This is a genomic window from Pseudomonas sp. EYE_354, assembly GCF_023148575.1.
In the GTDB taxonomy this organism is placed as follows: domain Bacteria; phylum Pseudomonadota; class Gammaproteobacteria; order Pseudomonadales; family Pseudomonadaceae; genus Aquipseudomonas.
Genome location: NZ_JAHXNQ010000011.1, coordinates 53,643 through 70,028 on the forward strand (window position 1 = coordinate 53,643; position 16,386 = coordinate 70,028).

The 16,386-nt window shown below is 59.4% G+C and carries 18 protein-coding genes and 2 pseudogenes; 11 read left to right on the plus strand and 9 right to left on the minus strand.

Annotated elements, in window-relative coordinates:
- Positions 1–2: 2 nt before the first annotated feature.
- From KZX66_RS16445 to KZX66_RS16455, 3 genes are all read right to left on the minus strand, one after another.
- Positions 3–185, minus strand: coding sequence for a hypothetical protein (locus KZX66_RS16445; RefSeq protein ID WP_248081251.1), 183 nt, complete (start codon positions 183–185; stop codon positions 3–5).
- Positions 186–276: 91 nt separating this feature from the next.
- Positions 277–471, minus strand: a complete 195-nt coding sequence (locus tag KZX66_RS16450; protein WP_003173044.1) for a hypothetical protein — start codon at positions 469–471, stop codon at positions 277–279.
- Between the two features lie 233 nt (positions 472–704).
- Complete coding sequence (locus KZX66_RS16455) at positions 705–1,058, minus strand: hypothetical protein (protein WP_034096854.1); 354 nt, start codon at positions 1,056–1,058, stop codon at positions 705–707.
- Positions 1,059–1,214: 156 nt separating this feature from the next.
- Between KZX66_RS16455 and KZX66_RS16460 the strand changes: the two genes are divergently transcribed.
- Positions 1,215–2,033: a shikimate 5-dehydrogenase gene (locus KZX66_RS16460; RefSeq protein ID WP_248081254.1), complete on the plus strand. Its 819-nt coding sequence runs from the start codon at positions 1,215–1,217 to the stop codon at positions 2,031–2,033.
- 58 nt (positions 2,034–2,091) lie between these two features.
- Here the strand turns inward: KZX66_RS16460 and KZX66_RS16465 are convergent, their stop codons facing one another.
- Positions 2,092–2,739, minus strand: coding sequence for a DUF480 domain-containing protein (locus KZX66_RS16465; protein WP_248081257.1), 648 nt, complete (start codon positions 2,737–2,739; stop codon positions 2,092–2,094).
- Between the two features lie 117 nt (positions 2,740–2,856).
- Between KZX66_RS16465 and KZX66_RS16470 the strand changes: the two genes are divergently transcribed.
- On the plus strand, positions 2,857–3,366 hold the full coding sequence (locus KZX66_RS16470) for a DUF1993 domain-containing protein (protein WP_248081260.1): 510 nt from the start codon (positions 2,857–2,859) through the stop codon (positions 3,364–3,366).
- Between the two features lie 66 nt (positions 3,367–3,432).
- Here KZX66_RS16470 and sstT read toward each other — a convergent pair whose 3' ends face one another.
- Positions 3,433–4,653, minus strand: coding sequence for a serine/threonine transporter SstT (sstT, locus tag KZX66_RS16475; RefSeq protein WP_248081262.1), 1,221 nt, complete (start codon positions 4,651–4,653; stop codon positions 3,433–3,435).
- Positions 4,654–4,793: 140 nt separating this feature from the next.
- Here sstT and KZX66_RS16480 point away from each other — a divergent pair.
- Positions 4,794–5,154 (plus strand): annotated as a pseudogene (locus tag KZX66_RS16480) (MFS transporter); the annotation flags it as partial.
- A gap of 4 nt (positions 5,155–5,158) precedes the next feature.
- On the opposite strand, the gene nhaR reads toward KZX66_RS16480, so the two are convergent.
- Entirely contained in the window at positions 5,159–6,061 is a 903-nt protein-coding gene (nhaR, locus tag KZX66_RS16485) for a transcriptional activator NhaR (protein ID WP_248081265.1), read from the minus strand.
- Positions 6,062–6,195: 134 nt separating this feature from the next.
- On the opposite strand from nhaR, the gene KZX66_RS16490 reads away from it, so the two are divergent.
- The 4 genes from KZX66_RS16490 to mnmH all read left to right on the plus strand — a co-directional run bounded on the left by KZX66_RS16490 (position 6,196) and on the right by mnmH (position 9,458).
- On the plus strand, positions 6,196–6,447 hold the full coding sequence (locus KZX66_RS16490) for a hypothetical protein (protein WP_248081267.1): 252 nt from the start codon (positions 6,196–6,198) through the stop codon (positions 6,445–6,447).
- A 28-nt stretch (positions 6,448–6,475) separates the two neighbouring features.
- The gene (locus tag KZX66_RS16495) at positions 6,476–7,225 is read left to right on the plus strand and encodes a TerC family protein (RefSeq protein WP_248081270.1); all 750 of its coding nucleotides are present in this window, start codon (positions 6,476–6,478) and stop codon (positions 7,223–7,225) included.
- A gap of 95 nt (positions 7,226–7,320) precedes the next feature.
- Positions 7,321–8,355: a selenide, water dikinase SelD gene (gene selD / locus KZX66_RS16500; RefSeq protein WP_248081272.1), complete on the plus strand. Its 1,035-nt coding sequence runs from the start codon at positions 7,321–7,323 to the stop codon at positions 8,353–8,355.
- On the plus strand, positions 8,355–9,458 hold the full coding sequence (mnmH, locus tag KZX66_RS16505; protein WP_248081274.1) for a tRNA 2-selenouridine(34) synthase MnmH: 1,104 nt from the start codon (positions 8,355–8,357) through the stop codon (positions 9,456–9,458). Before selD ends, mnmH begins: the two co-directional genes overlap by 1 nt.
- On the opposite strand, the gene KZX66_RS16510 is transcribed toward mnmH, so the two are convergent.
- The gene (locus tag KZX66_RS16510) at positions 9,448–10,503 is read right to left on the minus strand and encodes a permease (RefSeq protein ID WP_248081275.1); all 1,056 of its coding nucleotides are present in this window, start codon (positions 10,501–10,503) and stop codon (positions 9,448–9,450) included. The two genes, mnmH and KZX66_RS16510, sit on opposite strands and share 11 nt — an antisense overlap.
- 44 nt (positions 10,504–10,547) lie before the next feature.
- Entirely contained in the window at positions 10,548–11,249 is a 702-nt protein-coding gene (locus tag KZX66_RS16515; protein ID WP_248081278.1) for a histidine phosphatase family protein, read from the minus strand.
- A gap of 254 nt (positions 11,250–11,503) precedes the next feature.
- Here KZX66_RS16515 and KZX66_RS16520 point away from each other — a divergent pair, with 254 nt between their 5' ends.
- The 3 genes from KZX66_RS16520 to hemB all read left to right on the plus strand — a co-directional run bounded on the left by KZX66_RS16520 (position 11,504) and on the right by hemB (position 14,138).
- A complete protein-coding gene (locus KZX66_RS16520; RefSeq protein WP_248081281.1) occupies positions 11,504–12,202 on the plus strand; it encodes a glutathione S-transferase N-terminal domain-containing protein in 699 nt (232 codons plus the stop codon).
- Between the two features lie 3 nt (positions 12,203–12,205).
- Positions 12,206–13,048, plus strand: coding sequence for a PhzF family phenazine biosynthesis protein (locus tag KZX66_RS16525; protein ID WP_248081284.1), 843 nt, complete (start codon positions 12,206–12,208; stop codon positions 13,046–13,048).
- A gap of 115 nt (positions 13,049–13,163) precedes the next feature.
- Positions 13,164–14,138 (plus strand): porphobilinogen synthase, encoded by a 975-nt coding sequence (hemB, locus tag KZX66_RS16530; RefSeq protein WP_248081287.1) that lies wholly within the window; start codon positions 13,164–13,166, stop codon positions 14,136–14,138.
- 256 nt (positions 14,139–14,394) lie between these two features.
- Here hemB and KZX66_RS16535 read toward each other — a convergent pair whose 3' ends face one another.
- Positions 14,395–14,844, minus strand: a complete 450-nt coding sequence (locus KZX66_RS16535; RefSeq protein ID WP_348983818.1) for a hypothetical protein — start codon at positions 14,842–14,844, stop codon at positions 14,395–14,397.
- 114 nt (positions 14,845–14,958) lie between these two features.
- On the opposite strand from KZX66_RS16535, the pseudogene KZX66_RS16540 reads away from it, so the two are divergent.
- Positions 14,959–15,968, plus strand: a pseudogene (locus KZX66_RS16540) (transposase).
- The last annotated feature ends 418 nt before the right edge of the window (positions 15,969–16,386 follow it).

Consider the following 16,386-nt stretch of genomic DNA (forward strand, 5'->3'; position numbering starts at 1 on the left):
CCTCAGGCGTGCAACCGGAAGCGGGTGGCTTGCTGCAGTTGTTGTTCGGCGGCGGACAAGGACGTAAGCGGGCCGCTGATGGCCTCGCCATCGCGTACCAGGTACCAGCAGGCGAGCACACCCAGCGCGCGAAGCGGGGCGGGGACGGCGCTGCCGATGACGGACATGATTTGAACAGTGGGCATAGATACCTCCAATCGCAATGGAGGTCACCTTACGGGGGCGGGCGGCTCAGGAAAAATCACCTGGCTCGATAGTCGACATCAACGCCAGGCGTCAGTCGACCACCTGATCAAGCATGCTCACCACTTCCTGCTCATTGAGCAGGCCCTTGCGCACCAGATTTTCTGCCAGCAACGCCAGAAACTTCGCGCTGCGGTGGCCTTCCAGGTGCTTGAGTTCAGTGAGGGCGCTATAGACCTTGCTGGACGTACAGAGGCCAGCGGTGCGATGCGGGTTTTGTGTGGGCATGGTCAGTCGTCCTTGTTGTTATTGGGTGGACAGGAAGGATAGTGAAAGCGTGTCGTGACACAAACATGACAGCGCCGGGCCCCGTGGGGCAAGTAGACTTTCGACTTGAATAATGTGGGATTTTGGCCGGGGCATTGTTCTCAGAGCGACCCTGGAGCGATAAAACCGGACGTCACACGCAAAAAAAGGCCCCGCCGAAGGCGAGGCCCGGTTTCAGGCGTGATGCGCAAGGCTTACCAGCCGCGACGGTAATAACCATGGGGCGGGCCGTAATACCCACGCGGCGGGCCGTAATACACCGGTGCCGGGCGGTAATACACCTGTTGCTGCACATACACCGGTGGTGGTGGGGCGTAATAGACCGGCGGCGGTGCGGCATACACCGGCTGCGGCTGCACGTAGACCGGCTGTTGCACATAGACCTCACGGGGTTGGCTGGCAACCACGGAGCCCACCACGGCGGCGCCGACCAGGGCACCCAAGGCGGCCGGTCCAGCCCATCCACCACCGTGGGCGGAAGCCTGGCCTGCCATCGCGAGTGCACCCACCAGCAAGGCGATCTTGGGGATTGTACGAATCATGGTCATTCCTCGGTTAGCCCCTGCGCTTGTGGTCTGCAATCAATAGACTCAAGTAATGTCGCGGGGATACTTTTAAGACAACGTATTTCTGAAAAACAGCACGGCCGCAAGGTAAAGGTTGTGTAAGGTCTGTACCGATTTGCTTACTCAAAGGAGTTATCCATGCAGATGCACCCCAACAAGGACACCCAGCTGTGCATGTCGCTGTCGGCGCGCCCCGGGAATTTCGGCCTGCGCTTTCATAACCACCTGTACGAACAGTTGGGTCTGAATTTCTACTATAAGGCGTTCAGCAGCCAGGACTTACCTGGCGCGATCGGCGGTATACGCGCATTGGGCGTGCGGGGTTGCGGGGTGTCCATGCCCTTCAAGGAAGCGGCCATTGCCCTGGTGGACGAACTGGACGATTCGGTTCAAGCCATCGACTCGTTGAACACCATCGTCAACACCGACGGCCACCTCAAGGCCTATAACACCGACTACATCGCCATCGAGCAATTGCTGAAAAAACACGCGGTGCCACAGGCGTCGACCTTTGCCCTGCACGGCAGCGGCGGCATGGCCAAGGCCGTGGCCAGTGCCTTGCGTGATGGTGGCTATGCCAACGGCGTAATTGTGGCGCGCAACGAAGCCACAGGGCGCAAATTGGCGCAGAACCTGGGTTATGCGTGGCAAGCCGAACTGGGAGAATTACGCCCGCAGATGCTGATCAACGTAACGCCGATCGGCATGACTGGCGGGCCTGAGGCGCACGCGCTGGCATTTGACGCTGATGCTGTTGATAACGCCGAGACGGTGTTTGATGTGGTGGCGATCCCCGCCGAAACACCATTGATCGTGCGAGGGCGGGCCCAGGGCAAGCGGGTGATCACTGGCCTGGAAGTGATTGCGATCCAGGCGTTGGAGCAGTTCGTGCTGTACACCGGCGTTCGGCCGACCCAGGAACAGTTCGAAAAGGCCGTGGCGTTTGCCCGAAGCTGAAGAAAGAGGGTTGAGCCATGTGGGAAGGGGCAGGCCACCTCCCACATTTTTTACCGAGTCAGGCCTGTTCCAGCTGTGCGAGGCGTTCCTCCAATGCCGCGATCCGCGCTTCCAGTTCTTCAATGCGCTCAACAGGCACACCAGCCCCACGCTCCACCGGATTGCCCCGCGCGGCCATGATCACCTCGATATCGGCCGGGTCCCCCAGCGCATGGGTGTAACGGTCTTCGCGCTGCCCCGCCTGACGCGGTACCAGCAGCGCCAGCCCGCGCGAGATCAGGCGTTCGAGCTGATGCACCACTTGCTCGGCATCTTCAAAGTCGTGCATGCGTGCGCTGCGGGTCAGCAGCTCGTTGACGGTCTGCGGGCCGCGCAGAAACAGTAGCCCGATCAGAATCACCTGTGCCGGCACCAGCTCCAGGGCTTTGTCCACGCGGTGTTCCCAGCGGTCGGCGCGGCTGCCCATCACCAGGCGCGTAAAGCCTTGGCCCTCGAGCGCGCGCAGGCTCTGGCCGACCTGGCCCTGGGTCAGGTTCATCACCGGCTCGCGGCTGGTCTTCTGGTTGCAGGCCAATACCAGGGCATTGAGGGTCAGGGGGTAGGTTTCCGGGTTGGTCGCGTGTTTTTCGATCAGGCAGCCCAGAATGCGGATTTCCGTGCTGTTCAGGCGCGGCTCAGGGGTGTCGGTGTCGTGCTCGGCGGTCATCGCGCGTTCCCTATGCAGTGAAGCCCACTAGCCTAATCCTGAAAAAATAAAAGACAAGCGGCAGGCATGGCTATAATCGCCGCTGGTTCCAACCCTGCCATTACCGATGAGACTGTCATGACTATTTCCCTGTACGCCGCCTCCATCCCAGTCTTCAAGCAAATGCTCAACGCCCTGAGCGATGTGCTGAACAAAGCCGAAGCCCACGCCACCGCCAAGAACATCGACCCTGACGCCTTGCTGCAAGCGCGCCTGTTCCCCGACATGTTTCCTCTGGTGCGCCAGGTGCAGATCGCCGTCGACTTCGCCAAGGGCGTATCCGCCCGCCTGGCTGAAATCGAAGTGCCGAAATACGAAGACAACGAAGTGACCTTCGCCGAGCTGCAAGCGCTGATCGCCAAGGTCCTGGCATTCGTCGATACCATCACGCCAGCACAGATCGACGGCAAGGAAGGCATCGAGATCATCACCCGCCAGGGCACGCCTAAAGAGAAGCGCTTCAGCGGCCAATCCTACCTGCTGACCTACGGCCTGCCGCAGTTCTTCTTCCATGTCACCACCACCTACGCCTTGCTGCGTCACAACGGTGTGGAAGTGGGCAAGCGTGATTACATGGGCGCTTTCTAAGCACCGCTCACAAAAAAAGCCCAGGGTGGTTCAATCAAGAACCACCCTGGGCTTTTTTGTATCTGGTTAAGCCGCCTGTTCTTCCTTGCCCAGGCACGCGGCAGCGGTGAACAGCACGTCGGTGGAGGAGTTGAGTGCGGTTTCCGCAGAATCCTGCAACACACCGATGATGAAACCGACAGCCACGACCTGCATGGCGATTTCACTTGGGATACCGAACAGGCTGCAGGCCAGGGGGATCAGCAGCAGCGAGCCGCCGGCCACGCCCGAGGCGCCGCAGGCACAAACGGCGGCGACCACACTCAGCAGCACGGCGGTGGGCAGGTCAACGCTGATGCCCAGGGTGTGCACGGCCGCCAGCGTCAATACCGTGATGGTGATCGCGGCCCCGGCCATGTTGATGGTGGCCCCCAGTGGAATCGACACTGAATAAGTGTCTTCATGCAGGCCCAGGCGCTTGCTCAAGGCCAGGTTCACCGGGATGTTCGCCGCCGAACTGCGGGTGAAGAACGCGGTAATACCGCTTTCACGCAGGCACATCAGCACCAGTGGGTAGGGATTGCGACGCAGCTTCCAGAACACGATCGCCGGGTTGATCACCAGTGCCACGAACAGCATGCAACCGATCAGTACCACCAGCAGGTGCGCGTAGCCGAGCAGTGCGCCGAAGCCGGAGGTGGCCAGGGTCGACGCGACCAGGCCGAAGATACCCAGCGGCGCAAAGCGGATCACCACACGTACGATCAGGGTCACGCCGTTGGACAAATCGTCCAGCACGGTGCGGGTGGTAGCGCCCGCATGGCGAATGGCGATGCCCATACCGATGGCCCAGGCCAGGATGCCGATGAAGTTGGCGTTCATCAGTGCGCTCACCGGGTTGTCCACCACGCTCAGCAGCAGGCTTTGCAGCACCTCGCCGATGCCGCCCGGCGCGCTGACGGTGACGTCATGGCTGGCGAGTACCAGCGACGACGGAAACCACATGCTGGCAACCACCGCCACGACGGCTGCGGCAAAGGTGCCGAGCAAGTACAGGAACAGAATCGGTTTGATATGGGTTTCCTGGCCGTGCTTATGGTTGGCAATCGACGCCATCACCAACACAAACACCAGGATCGGCGCCACAGCTTTCAACGCCGTAACAAACACCTTGCCAATAAAACCGGTAGCCCTGGCGGCCTCGGGCAGGAGCAGGGCCAGCAGAATCCCGGCGATCAGGCCGATGACGATTTGGGTGACCAGGCTGACGCGCATCAGTCGTTGTAACAGGGTGGGGGCAGCAGTCATAAACAGTTGTCTCTAGTTTTTTTAATAGGACGCAGCAGTACGGGCGGAATGTTCTGTAAGAAACAGGGCGCGAAGTCTAGCATGCCGCTGCCAACGGCCCGACCTGTGCGGCATTCGGTCACCCGCGCCCAGGCCGGGCTGCGTCTATGGTGTTCTGCGGGTTCATGATCGCGGGCATGGTGGCGCTGGTGTCGGCGATTCACTCCGGCGTTGGCCCTGGCGGCGGCAATGGCCGTGTGGTTCGTCACCCAGGCCGCGATGTTTCTGGTCAGCCATGTGCGACTGATGAAGGCCGCGCCCCATGCCCCGGCCTTTGCCGCGTCGCTGAACATTGCCGGGGGCAACCTGGGCATTGGTCTGGGGGCGTTGGTCGGCGGGCATGTGATCGACACTTTTGGCCTGGGCAGCCTGGGGTTTGCCGCATCCGGGTTTATCCTGGTGTCGATCCTGCTGGCGCTATGGTTGATGACTGCCAGACAACCGGTCGCGTCCAGCGCCTGACCGGTCAGGGCAGGGCGGTAAACAACTCGCGCCGTGCGCCCTCGGTAATCGCCACAATGCCGGGATGCTTGACCTTGCGCTCCACCGAGATCGCGTAGAACGACTCGGTGACTGCATCGGTCTGGCCGATCAACGCCACGCCGTACTGGCGCACAACCTCATCGGCGATCACGCTGGGGGCGATAAAAATCCCGCTGCCGGATTGGCCAAACGCTTGCATCAGCGCGCTGTCGTCGAATTCACCGATGATTTTCGGTTGGATCTGCTGCTCGGCGAACCAGCGCTGCAAACGGCTGCGTATCACGGTCTCTGCGCCTGGGATCAGCAACGGCGCGCCTTGCAGGCATTGTGGGAAATCGCCGCGATGGCGGTCAGCCAGTGCCTGGGTGGCGAAAAAACTGATGCCGCATTCGCCCAGCTTCTGGCTGTAGCCCTTGATGTCCAGGTGCGTTGGCATGGGGCTGTCGGAAATCACCAGGTCCAGGCGCTGGATCGCCAGGTCGGCCAATAACCGTTCGAGTTTGTCTTCGCGACAGGTGATACGGATCGGCTCGCTCAACTCCATGGTCGGTGCGATCAGCCGGTAAACGATGGACTTGGGCACCACATCCGCGACGCCGACGCGAAACACAATCTGCTGTTCATTGGGTTGCGCGCGCAGCATGGCCTCCAATTCATTCCCGGTCTGGAACATCTGTTCGGCGTAGGGCAGGGCCTGACGCCCGGCTTCGGTGAGTTCAAGCTGGCGGCCGACCCGTTGAAACAGCGCGATACCGAAGGTTTGCTCCAGCAGGCTGATCTGTCCGCTGATGGTCTGGGGGGTGAGGTTCAACTGCTCACAGGCGCGCACGATGCTGCCGGTCTTGGCCACAACCCAGAAGTAATGCAACTGTCGGTAATTGAGCATGGATGTGGTCACTTCGTAAAAACCGAAGTATAAGCGAAAAAAATACGAATTTTCCTGAAGTGTTCGCCTGCATAGAATGCCTCGCTATCGCGGGGCCACTATTTGGACCCAATGGTTCTAACGAGGAATACATCATGAAACTCAATTCTCTCGGTGCGGCGTCGTTGCTTGCGCTTTCATTAGTGATGATCAGCGGTTGCGATCAGGTGGAAAAAAGCGCACAGCAGGTGCTGGGCAAAGCCACTGAGTCGGCCAAGCAAGCCATCGATGACACCCATAAGGCCGCCGAGCAGGCATTGAGTGAAGCGACGCAAGGCTTGATCACGCCGCAAAAAAAGGACGATCAGCAAGAACAAGCGTCTGAATCGAACAGCAAAGAAGCCTAATTTCCCAGCACAACGTCAGGACTGAACCATGGATTACCTTTTACAACTGGCTGCCAGCCCCACGGCCTGGGTCGCACTGGCCACCTTGATCGTCATGGAAATCGTGCTGGGCATCGATAACCTGATCTTCATCTCGATTCTCACCAACAAGTTGCCCGAGCAGCACCGGGCCAAGGCACGGCGCATCGGTATCAGCATGGCGCTGATATTGCGTCTGGGCCTGCTGAGTACCATCGCGTTTATCGTGCAACTCACGGCACCGGTGTTCGAGGTGTTCGGCCAGGCGTTTTCGTGGAAGGACATGATCCTGATCGCCGGCGGCCTGTTCCTGGTGTGGAAGGCCACTACCGAGATCCACCACAGCATGGATCCGGAGCCCGAAGAGAAAGCAACGGTTGGCAACGCCGTGACCATTGGTTTCGCGGCGGCCATCGGGCAGATCCTGTTGCTTGACCTGGTGTTCTCCATCGACAGCATCATCACGGCGGTGGGCATGACCGAACACTTGCCGATCATGATCATTGCCGTGGTGACCTCGGTGATTGTGATGCTGGTGGCGGCTGAACCGCTGGCCAAGTTCATCAACGATAACCCGACCGTGGTGATGTTGGCCCTGGGCTTCCTGATCATGATCGGTATGACGCTGATCGCCGAAGGCTTCGGTGCCCATGTGCCAAAAGGCTACGTCTACGCGGCCATGGCCTTCTCGGCAGCCATCGAGTGCTTGAACATCGCGCGGCGCAACCGCCACAAGCGTTTGCTCGCTGCCCGCCAGTAAGCGTTGAAACAAACAGGCCGGCTGTGCTCACAAGAGCCCAGCCGGCCTTTTGCTGTCTGGTAGAATCCCGTCCACTTGATAGCTTGAGGTCCACCATGAACGAGCCGATTCGCCTTACCCAGTACAGCCACGGCGCGGGTTGCGGCTGCAAGATCTCGCCCCAGGTACTGGAAGTGATCCTCGCCGGCAGCGGCGCGCAGAACCTCGATCCCAACCTGTGGGTCGGCAACGCCTCGCGCGACGATGCTGCGGTGTACGCCATCGACGACGAGCGCGGCGTGGTGTCCACGACCGATTTTTTCATGCCGATTGTCGATGATCCGTTCGACTTTGGCCGTATCGCGGCCACCAATGCCATCAGCGATATCTACGCCATGGGCGGCGACCCGTTGATGGCCATCGCCATTTTGGGTTGGCCGGTGAACGTGCTGGCGCCCGAGATCGCCCGTGAGGTAATCCGTGGCGGCCGCGCGGTCTGCGATGCCGCCGGTATCCCCCTGGCGGGCGGCCACTCCATCGACGCGCCGGAGCCGATCTTCGGCCTCGCCGTGACCGGCATCGTGCAAAAACGCCACATTAAGCGCAACGACACGGCCACCGCCGGCTGCCAGTTGTACCTGACCAAGCCCCTGGGCATCGGCGTGCTCACCACCGCCGAAAAGAAGGGCAAGCTGCGCGAGGCCGATATCGGCCTGGCCCGCGACTGGATGTGCACCCTCAACAAGCCGGGCAGCCGTTTCGGCAAGTTGGCTGGCGTCACCGCCATGACCGATGTCACCGGTTTCGGCCTGTTGGGGCACTTGGTGGAAATGGCTGACGGCAGTGGTCTCACGGCGCGCATTGAATATGAAAAGGTCCCACGCCTGCCTGGGGTTGAGTACTACATTGACCAAGGCTGCGTACCCGGTGGCACCTTGCGCAACTACGACAGCTACGCCCGCAAGCTGGGGCGTTTGCAGGAGTTGCACAAGCGCGTGCTGTGCGACCCACAGACCAGTGGCGGCCTGTTGATCGCCGTCACCCCGGAAGGCGACGCCGAGTTCCACGCCGTGGCGGCGGAACTGGGACTGAGCCTTGAGCCGATCGGCGCCCTGGTAGAGCGACAGAGCAACGCGGTAGAGGTGTTTTGATGGCGACTGATATCACCGATTACCGCGACATCTTCCTCAACGACCGGCCAATGATGGACACCCGTGCGCCGGTCGAATTCGCCAAGGGCGCCTTTCCCGGTGCGATCAACCTGCCGCTGATGAGCGACGACGAGCGTCAGCGGGTGGGCACGTGCTACAAGCAGCAGGGTCAGCAAGCCGCCATCGTGCTGGGGCACGAGTTGGTGTCCGGCACGATCAAGGCCGAGCGTATCGAACAGTGGGCTCGGTTTGTGCAGGCCAATCCCAATGGCTACCTGTACTGCTTTCGTGGCGGGTTGCGCTCGCAGATCGTGCAGCAATGGTTGAAAACCGAAGCCGGTATCCACTACCCGCGCGTCGGGGGCGGCTACAAAGCCATGCGAACGTTCCTGGTGCAGACCATTGAGCAGGCCACCGCCGAGTGCGATTTCGTGTTGCTGGGCGGCATGACCGGCACCGGTAAGACTGAAGTGCTGGGGCAGTTGCGCAATGCACTGGACCTGGAAGGCCACGCCAACCATCGCGGTTCCAGTTTCGGCAAACGCGCTACGACGCAACCTTCCAACATCGACTTCGAGAACCGCCTGGCAGTGGACCTGCTGAAAAAACGCGCCGCCGGTATCGAACAATTTGTGGTCGAGGACGAAAGTCGCATGATCGGCAGCTGTGCGCTGCCATTGCCGCTGCACAAGGGCATGCAGGGCTATGGGATGGTGTGGCTGGAAGACAGCCTCGAGGGGCGTGTCGAGCGCATCCTTCGCGATTATGTGGTCGACCTGTGTGCTGAATTCATTACGGTGTTTGGCGAAAACGGCCACGCGTTATTCGCCGAACGCCTGACCCAGAGCCTGGCCAATATCCACAAACGCCTGGGCGGCGAACGTTTTCAACGGTTGCAGGCGATCATGCAGGACGCCCTGGCGGAACAGGCGCGCAGCGGCGCCGTGGACCTGCATCGCGGCTGGATCGAAGGATTATTGCGTGAGTACTACGACCCGATGTACGCCTTCCAGCGTGAAAGCAAAGGCGCACGTATCGAGTTTGCGGGAGAGCAGGCGGCCGTGATCGCCTACCTGCGCGAGCGCGCCGTGGTCAAAGGATAACGGCCCCGATCAACCCGCACACCACGCCCACCAGCATGGTCAACCCAGCCACCGTCACCAGCACCCGCGCATCGAAATCCTTGCGCAGCATCAGCAGTGACGGCAGGCTCACGCTCGGCAGGGTCATCAGCAGGGCGACGGCGGGGCCGGTGCCCATGCCCAGGGCCATCATGGTTTGGACGATAGGAATTTCTGCTGCGGTAGGAATCACAAACAGCGTGCCCACGATCGCCAGCGGGACCAGCCATACCAGGCTGTTGCCAATGGCGCCGTCCACATGGGGGAACAGCCACACCCGCGCCGCGCCCAGCACCAGCACCGCCAGGATGTAAATCGGGATGGTGCTCCAGAACAGCTGCCACAGGGTGCGCAACCAGCGGCTCAGGAACGGTTGCGACTCCAGGGTGCTGACGTCGGCCACCGCCTCCAGCGCCGCTTCCGGCACCTGCTCCGGCCTGGCGATGCGCTGCGCCACCAATGACACGCCCACCACCAACACAATCCCCGCGACCAACCGCAACGCGGTAAAGCCCCAGCCCAGCACGAACCCCATGAACACCAGCGTGGCCGGATTGAGCACCGGGTTGCCGATCCAGAAGGCCAGCGCCGCGCCTACCGACACCTGCTGGCGGCGCATGCCCGCCGCTACCGGTGCTGCGCAACAACTGCACATCATTCCCGGCAAGGCGAACAGCCCACCGCGCACCGTTGAGCCCAGCCCGGCACGGCCGAACAGACGCAGCAGCCAGTCGCGGGGGATCAGTACTTGCAGCAGCGAACCGAGGATTACCGCGAGCACCGCAGCTTTCCAGATAGCCAGGAAATACACCTGGGCATAGGCCAGCGCCGCCGCCAGGGGCGAGCTTTGCTGATCATTGAGAATCGAGGCGCCGATGCTGTGGTTATCCGCCGCGACAAACGCCTTGAAGTAGTAGGGCGACCACTTCACGTAGTAAAGGCCGACGCAGGCGACGAGCAGGAACAGCGCTGGTTTCCACCAGAACGACCAGCCCCGGTTGGGCTGGGTGGACATGAGGTTGGACATGGTGTTGATCCGTAGATGAGTCAATAGCGCCGCATCATACGCTGTCAGCTATCGGCACTCACCTGCGTTGGTTCAGGGCAGGTTTCGTCACCGTCGTTCAAGCCCTGTTTGTAGTTGCGGCTCAGCAGCGAGGCCTTACCGTTGTGCCAGGTCAGCGTCAACACATACAGCGTGTCGTAGTCACTGCCGGCCCAGTCGTCGGTGATCGTGTGTTTTTCGCCGGAAGCTTCACTCGCCACCTTGTTGATCAACTCCGGCAGGTACCCATGGGACCAGGCGGTGTAGATCGTAGCGTTGTGGTATTTGTCTTCGACCAGTTCATCGGCCAGGTCGCTGGTGTCATTGGCCGAAAACTTGATGTTCACCGGCAGGCCCAGCTTGATGGCGCTGGGACTGATGGTCATCAGCGGGCGAATGTAGCTGTAGGAATTGTCCAGTTCACCTTCCTCGACATTTCGCGTCGGGTTGGCGGCAAACACAAAGTTGGCCTTGCCGAATTTTTCCGGGAGCAGGGTGGCCAGGTTCATTGCCCGGTTCAGGCCCTGGCAATTGAGCTGGCCCAGGCCGCCGGCCGGTTTTTCAGCGTGGCGCAGGAACACCAACGTCTGCACGCCGTCCACGGGCTGGGCGCGGCTTTCGCGGGCGTCGAGGGCGGCGACCATGGCACCGCTGACCAGCAGCAGCGGCAACATGATGTAGGAATAGCGTTTCAGACGTTGCACAAGGCGCAGAGGCTTGATCTTCATTATAGGTTCGAGTCTTCATGCGTCACGTTAAGGCGGACAAGCCTGGCCCCAATGACGCCTGGGGCGTCTTGCGGTGTTCCCTGTCGATAAAGCGAGGTGCCTCCGTTCACCGTTTGAGCGCACTTAAGAGTGCGCGAAGGCGTATTGGTTCGCCCGCACGGGATAATAGCCGGCGGATGTTGCGCATTGATGACCCATGCAGGACACCGCTCAGATGACTATCATGGGGGCTTTCTGCCTCAGGGATTACCCCGATGAACTCACTCGCTGCCTTCCCGATCAACAGCAAATGGCCAGCCCAGCACCCTGAGCGCCTGCAACTGTACTCGTTGCCCACGCCCAACGGGGTCAAAGTTTCGATCATGCTCGAGGAGTTGGGCCTGCCCTATGAGGCGCACAAGGTCAGTTTCGAGACCCAGGACCAGCTATCTCCTGAGTTCCTGTCTCTGAACCCCAACAACAAAATCCCCGCAATCATCGACCCCGATGGCCCGGCCGGCCAGCAGTTGGCGTTGTTTGAGTCCGGTGCGATCCTGATCTACCTGGCGGAGAAAACCAGCCAATTGCTGGCAGAAGATCCGGCGACACGTTATGAAACGATTCAATGGCTGATGTTCCAGATGGGCGGCATTGGGCCGATGTTCGGGCAACTGGGGTTTTTCAACAAATTCGCCGGCAAGGATTACCCGGACAAACGCCCGCGCGACCGCTACGCCGCCGAATCCCGCCGCCTGCTGGGCGTGCTGGAAAAGCGCCTGCTTGGCCGCACCTGGATCATGGGCGACGAGTACAGCATCGCCGATATCGCCACCTTCCCGTGGATCCGCAACCTGATCGGCTTCTACGAGTCGGGTGACCTGGTGGGCATCGCCGACTTCCCTAATGTACTGCGCGCGTTGGACGGCTTTGTCGCTCGGCCTGCGGTGATTCGTGGCCTGACCATTCCGAGCTGACCGATGCCGACTTTCGATTTCAAGCAACTGGATGTGTTCAGCAGCGTACCGCTCAAAGGCAACCCGCTGGCCGTGGTGCTGGGCGCCGACAGCCTCAGCGATGAGCAGATGGCCGATTTCGCCAAATGGACCAACCTCAGCGAAACCACGTTTTTACTGACGCCGCGCGATCCGCGTGCTGACTACCGGGTAAGAATTTTCACCACCTTGCAGGAGCTGCCCTTCGCCGGGCATCCGACGCTGGGCAGTTGTCACGCATGGCTGACGGCCGGTGGCATGCCCAAAGGCGAGGAGATCGTCCAGGAGTGTGAAATCGGCCTGGTGCGTATCCGGCGTCAAGGTGACGAGCTGGCGTTTATCGCGCCGCCGTTGTTGCGTTCGGGCCCGGTTGAACACGATCTGCTCGAACGCGTGCGCCAGGCGTTGAGCCTCGCGCCGGGAGCCATCGTGCGCAGCCAATGGGTGGATAACGGCGCTGGCTGGCTGGCGGTGATGTTAGCCGATCGTAAAGCGGTACTCGATCTGCAACCGGATTATGCGCAACTGCTCGGCCTGGCGGTCGGGGTGATCGCACCCTGCAATCCGGCGCATGACGACATGGACGCGCAATTTGAAGTGCGTGCCTTTGTCGCCGGCGACGGCGCACCGGAAGACCCGGCCACCGGCAGCCTGAATGCCGGTGTGGCCCAATGGCTGCTGGGTGAAGGTCTGGCGCCGGAGCGCTATGTGGTCAGCCAGGGCACGGCCATGGGGCGTGCGGGGCGAATCCGCATCGAACGCCAGGGCGAGCAAATCTGGGTCGGCGGCGCTGTCGCGGTGTGTATCGACGGGCGTCTACAGCTCTAGATCAATGAATTGTTACGGTGCGCGCAATACACTGTTGGGCCCCCGGCGTTTGTGCTGTCGGGACCTGGGGCATAAGCTTTCGCCCCAAAGTCTTTTGTCTTACGTCAGGAAAACCATGACCAGCCAGTTCCCCCAAGCCCGCCCACGCCGCCTGCGCCGCTCCCCGGAGCTGCGTGGTTTGTTCCAGGAAACCGAGTTCACACTCAACGATTTGGTGTTGCCGATTTTCGTTGAAGAAGAAATCGACGACTTTGTGCCCATCACCAGCATGCCGGGCGTGCAGCGCATTCCTGAGAAGAAGCTGGCCGCCGAGATCGAGCGCTACGCCCGAGCCGGCATCAAGTCGGTGATGACCTTTGGGGTGTCCCACCACCTGGACGCCAGCGGCAGCGACACCTGGAAAGAACGCGGCCTGGTCTCGCGCATGTCCTCAATCATCAAGGACGCTGTGCCGGAAATGATCGTGATGTCCGATACCTGTTTTTGCGAATACACCGACCACGGCCACTGCGGCGTCATGCACGGCGCCCATGTCGACAACGATGCGACCTTGGTCAACCTCGGCAGACAAGCCGTGGCAGCGGCCCGCGCCGGTGCCGACGTGATCGCACCGTCTGCCGCCATGGACGGCCAGGTCCAGGCCATCCGCCGCGCCTTGGACGACGCCGGTTTCACCCACATCCCGATCATGGCCTACTCGACCAAATTCGCGTCGGCCCTCTACGGCCCCTTCCGCGAAGCCGGCGGCAGCGCACTCAAGGGCGACCGCAAAAGCTACCAGATGAACCCGATGAACCGCCGCGAAGCCGTGCGCGAATCGCTGCTCGACGAACAGGAAGGCGCGGACGCCCTGATGGTCAAACCGGCCGGTGCCTACCTGGACATCATCCGCGACATCCGAGAAGCCTCACGCCTGCCGGTGGCGGCATATCAGGTAAGCGGTGAATACGCGATGATCAAGTTCGGCGCCCAGGCGGGGGCGATTGATGAGGACCGCGTGGTTCGCGAGACCCTGGGCTCGATCAAACGGGCGGGTGCGGATTTGATTTTTACCTACTTTGCGATGGATTTGGCGTTGGCTGGGGTCTAAGGACGCCGTTTATCCCCTGTGGTAATGGAATGGACGCCCCCTTCCTAACGGCATCTATGTGCCAAAGTGAAAGTGTTACCCACACTTAACGGAAGGGAGCGTCCTCATGAAGCTTTCGACTGTTTCGATTGATTTGGCAAAAACCGTATTCCAGTTGCATGGCGTCCGCTTGGCAAACTGGGGGCGTCCATGTATGAGCGGGCTTACTTATCACAGGGGGCGGAACGCGATCTTTCATATTTATTTTGAACAATGCTTAGTTGAATTTTTCGTAATCCTGCGCACCTAATGACGCCAACCATTTATTGAAGAAGTCAACTTGCTCCTGTGGGTTATTTGTCAGGTTTTCTTCTTCATAGTCAAATAAATGGACTATGTTGTCGTTGGTAGCATGTTGGCCTAGCGTCATTTCGTATGCGACAAGCCCAGCGCTCATTTGAGAACCCATTCTTGAGGGTTTAACATTTATTTTTGCCCCTTTGCATAAAAATGTTATATGCGGGAAATCTGCTCGGATTTTTGCGAAGCAAACATACAGATCTTTTCCTTCATAAATTTTTTTAAAGTTTTCGGCTTCTGAAAATGTCATGGTGAGTTTCGTTGCGTCATATTTGACGGTGACCTGTTTGTGTTTGTTGTTGATTATTGCTTTTATATTTTCGGTTTTCATTTTATTACCTGTTGGGGTTTGGTATGGAATATCCAACGTAAGTTCCATCAGCTTTTACTGGGGTGGCGCCTAGTATATCCCCAGTATCAGGATAGTTGTCGCCTCTCCGATGTTTCCTGAAAAAACGTCGGGGGCGGAAAGAGACTACGCGTGTCGTACTATTCACCAGAACGTAGAGCCACATTGTTAAAAATGTTGCTTCCCCCGCAGAGCCTGACGATGGCCGAAGTTTCTCGGCGCGAAGGGGTCAGCGAAATGTCACTTTCCAACTGGCGCAAGCAAGCCAGGGCTGAAGGAAGTGTAGTGTCCGACACGAAGCAACCCTACGAGAAATGGTCAGCCGAAACCAAGTTCGCCGTCGTCCTTGAGGCTGCCAGTCTGTCTGAAATTGATCTGGGCGAATACTGCCGTCGCAAAGGGCTTTATCCCGAACAGATAGCAACTTGGCGGCAGGCTTTCATCAGCGGTCAGAAGCCTGAAAAGGCTGCGCTAAAAGATGATCGCGAGCAATCTCCGCCGGTGCCCGCAAAGCGATGGCCTGCCAGGAAGTGGGGCTGTCGCTCAGGACTCTGCAACGCTGGACAGTGGTCCAGGAACTTCAAGCCGATGCTCGAACGACGGCCTTTCTCCCTGTGCCGCGCAACGCTCTAAGTGAAGCGGAACGAGAGGCTATCGTGACGTTGTGCAACAGCCCAACTTACGCGCACTTGACGCCAAGCCAGATCGTTCCACGCCTGGCTGACGAGGCGCGTTATCTGGCGTCTGAAGCGACGTTTTATCGGGTCTTGCGGGCTGCGGGCCAGCAGCAACATCGAGGTCGTAGCCAACGACCTCGGCGGCACGCAGCCCCGACGACGCATGCTGCTCATGGGCCTAATCGGGTGTGGTAGTGGGACATCACGTATTTGCCATCGCCGATACGAGGCAAGTATTACTACTTGTATTTGATCGAGGATATTTACAGCCGTAAGGCCGTTGGCTGGGAAGTTTATGAAGAGGAAAGTGGCGAGAAAGCAGCGGCGCTGCTGCACGAACTGTACGAACAAGCACGAAAGACGAGCCCGGAGCGCTGGTCAGGACAAACGCGAAACTGGAAGCCAGTAGGAACGGTACTGCTGAATCCGGATCGGGAGCAGCACGTGGAGAAAAAAGCGGCATAGTTAGACGGTTGACGCGACAACAACCTTGAAAACGCCGGGATATCTTTATCCGATGTTGACGCTAAATATTTGGGTGACGTTAACTGTGAATGTATTCGTACACTCCTGTGTGGGGGATTTCCTTGATGTCTAAGGAGCTGATCGCATGTTTTAGTCTGGATGCATGTATAGAATGACATATGACTTGAGCGACGCCATGCGTTTCAGTGTCATAAAACCTCAATGCCAAATTTTCTTCATTTGCCAATATTAATTCCAAGTCGTTCGTTGTGGAGAAGCATTTTAAATGACTTAGTCGCTGCCACAATAGCTCTGTCTGGTAGTCTTGTTTTGTCATTAGGGTTACATGGCGACGATATGTCTTTAACTTGTTTGGGCCTATATGTTCTGGATTGCTGTTTAGATGTTCTGCTCCTGA

What these genes read in the sequence shown, in the direction of transcription:
- KZX66_RS16525 (WP_248081284.1), top strand. Translation starts at nt 12,206, where the DNA reads ATGCCGACTTTCGATTTCAAGCAACTGGATGTGTTCAGCAGCGTACCG.
- KZX66_RS16460 (WP_248081254.1), top strand. Translation starts at nt 1,215, where the DNA reads ATGCAGATGCACCCCAACAAGGACACCCAGCTGTGCATGTCGCTGTCG.
- KZX66_RS16520 (WP_248081281.1), top strand. Translation starts at nt 11,504, where the DNA reads ATGAACTCACTCGCTGCCTTCCCGATCAACAGCAAATGGCCAGCCCAG.
- KZX66_RS16445 (WP_248081251.1), bottom strand. Translation starts at nt 185, where the DNA reads ATGCCCACTGTTCAAATCATGTCCGTCATCGGCAGCGCCGTCCCCGCC.
- nhaR (WP_248081265.1), bottom strand. Translation starts at nt 6,061, where the DNA reads ATGCTCAATTACCGACAGTTGCATTACTTCTGGGTTGTGGCCAAGACC.
- KZX66_RS16515 (WP_248081278.1), bottom strand. Translation starts at nt 11,249, where the DNA reads ATGAAGATCAAGCCTCTGCGCCTTGTGCAACGTCTGAAACGCTATTCC.
- KZX66_RS16495 (WP_248081270.1), top strand. Translation starts at nt 6,476, where the DNA reads ATGGATTACCTTTTACAACTGGCTGCCAGCCCCACGGCCTGGGTCGCA.
- KZX66_RS16510 (WP_248081275.1), bottom strand. Translation starts at nt 10,503, where the DNA reads ATGTCCAACCTCATGTCCACCCAGCCCAACCGGGGCTGGTCGTTCTGG.
- sstT (WP_248081262.1), bottom strand. Translation starts at nt 4,653, where the DNA reads ATGACTGCTGCCCCCACCCTGTTACAACGACTGATGCGCGTCAGCCTG.
- hemB (WP_248081287.1), top strand. Translation starts at nt 13,164, where the DNA reads ATGACCAGCCAGTTCCCCCAAGCCCGCCCACGCCGCCTGCGCCGCTCC.
- mnmH (WP_248081274.1), top strand. Translation starts at nt 8,355, where the DNA reads ATGGCGACTGATATCACCGATTACCGCGACATCTTCCTCAACGACCGG.
- KZX66_RS16470 (WP_248081260.1), top strand. Translation starts at nt 2,857, where the DNA reads ATGACTATTTCCCTGTACGCCGCCTCCATCCCAGTCTTCAAGCAAATG.
- selD (WP_248081272.1), top strand. Translation starts at nt 7,321, where the DNA reads ATGAACGAGCCGATTCGCCTTACCCAGTACAGCCACGGCGCGGGTTGC.
- KZX66_RS16450 (WP_003173044.1), bottom strand. Translation starts at nt 471, where the DNA reads ATGCCCACACAAAACCCGCATCGCACCGCTGGCCTCTGTACGTCCAGC.
- KZX66_RS16490 (WP_248081267.1), top strand. Translation starts at nt 6,196, where the DNA reads ATGAAACTCAATTCTCTCGGTGCGGCGTCGTTGCTTGCGCTTTCATTA.
- KZX66_RS16455 (WP_034096854.1), bottom strand. Translation starts at nt 1,058, where the DNA reads ATGACCATGATTCGTACAATCCCCAAGATCGCCTTGCTGGTGGGTGCA.
- KZX66_RS16465 (WP_248081257.1), bottom strand. Translation starts at nt 2,739, where the DNA reads ATGACCGCCGAGCACGACACCGACACCCCTGAGCCGCGCCTGAACAGC.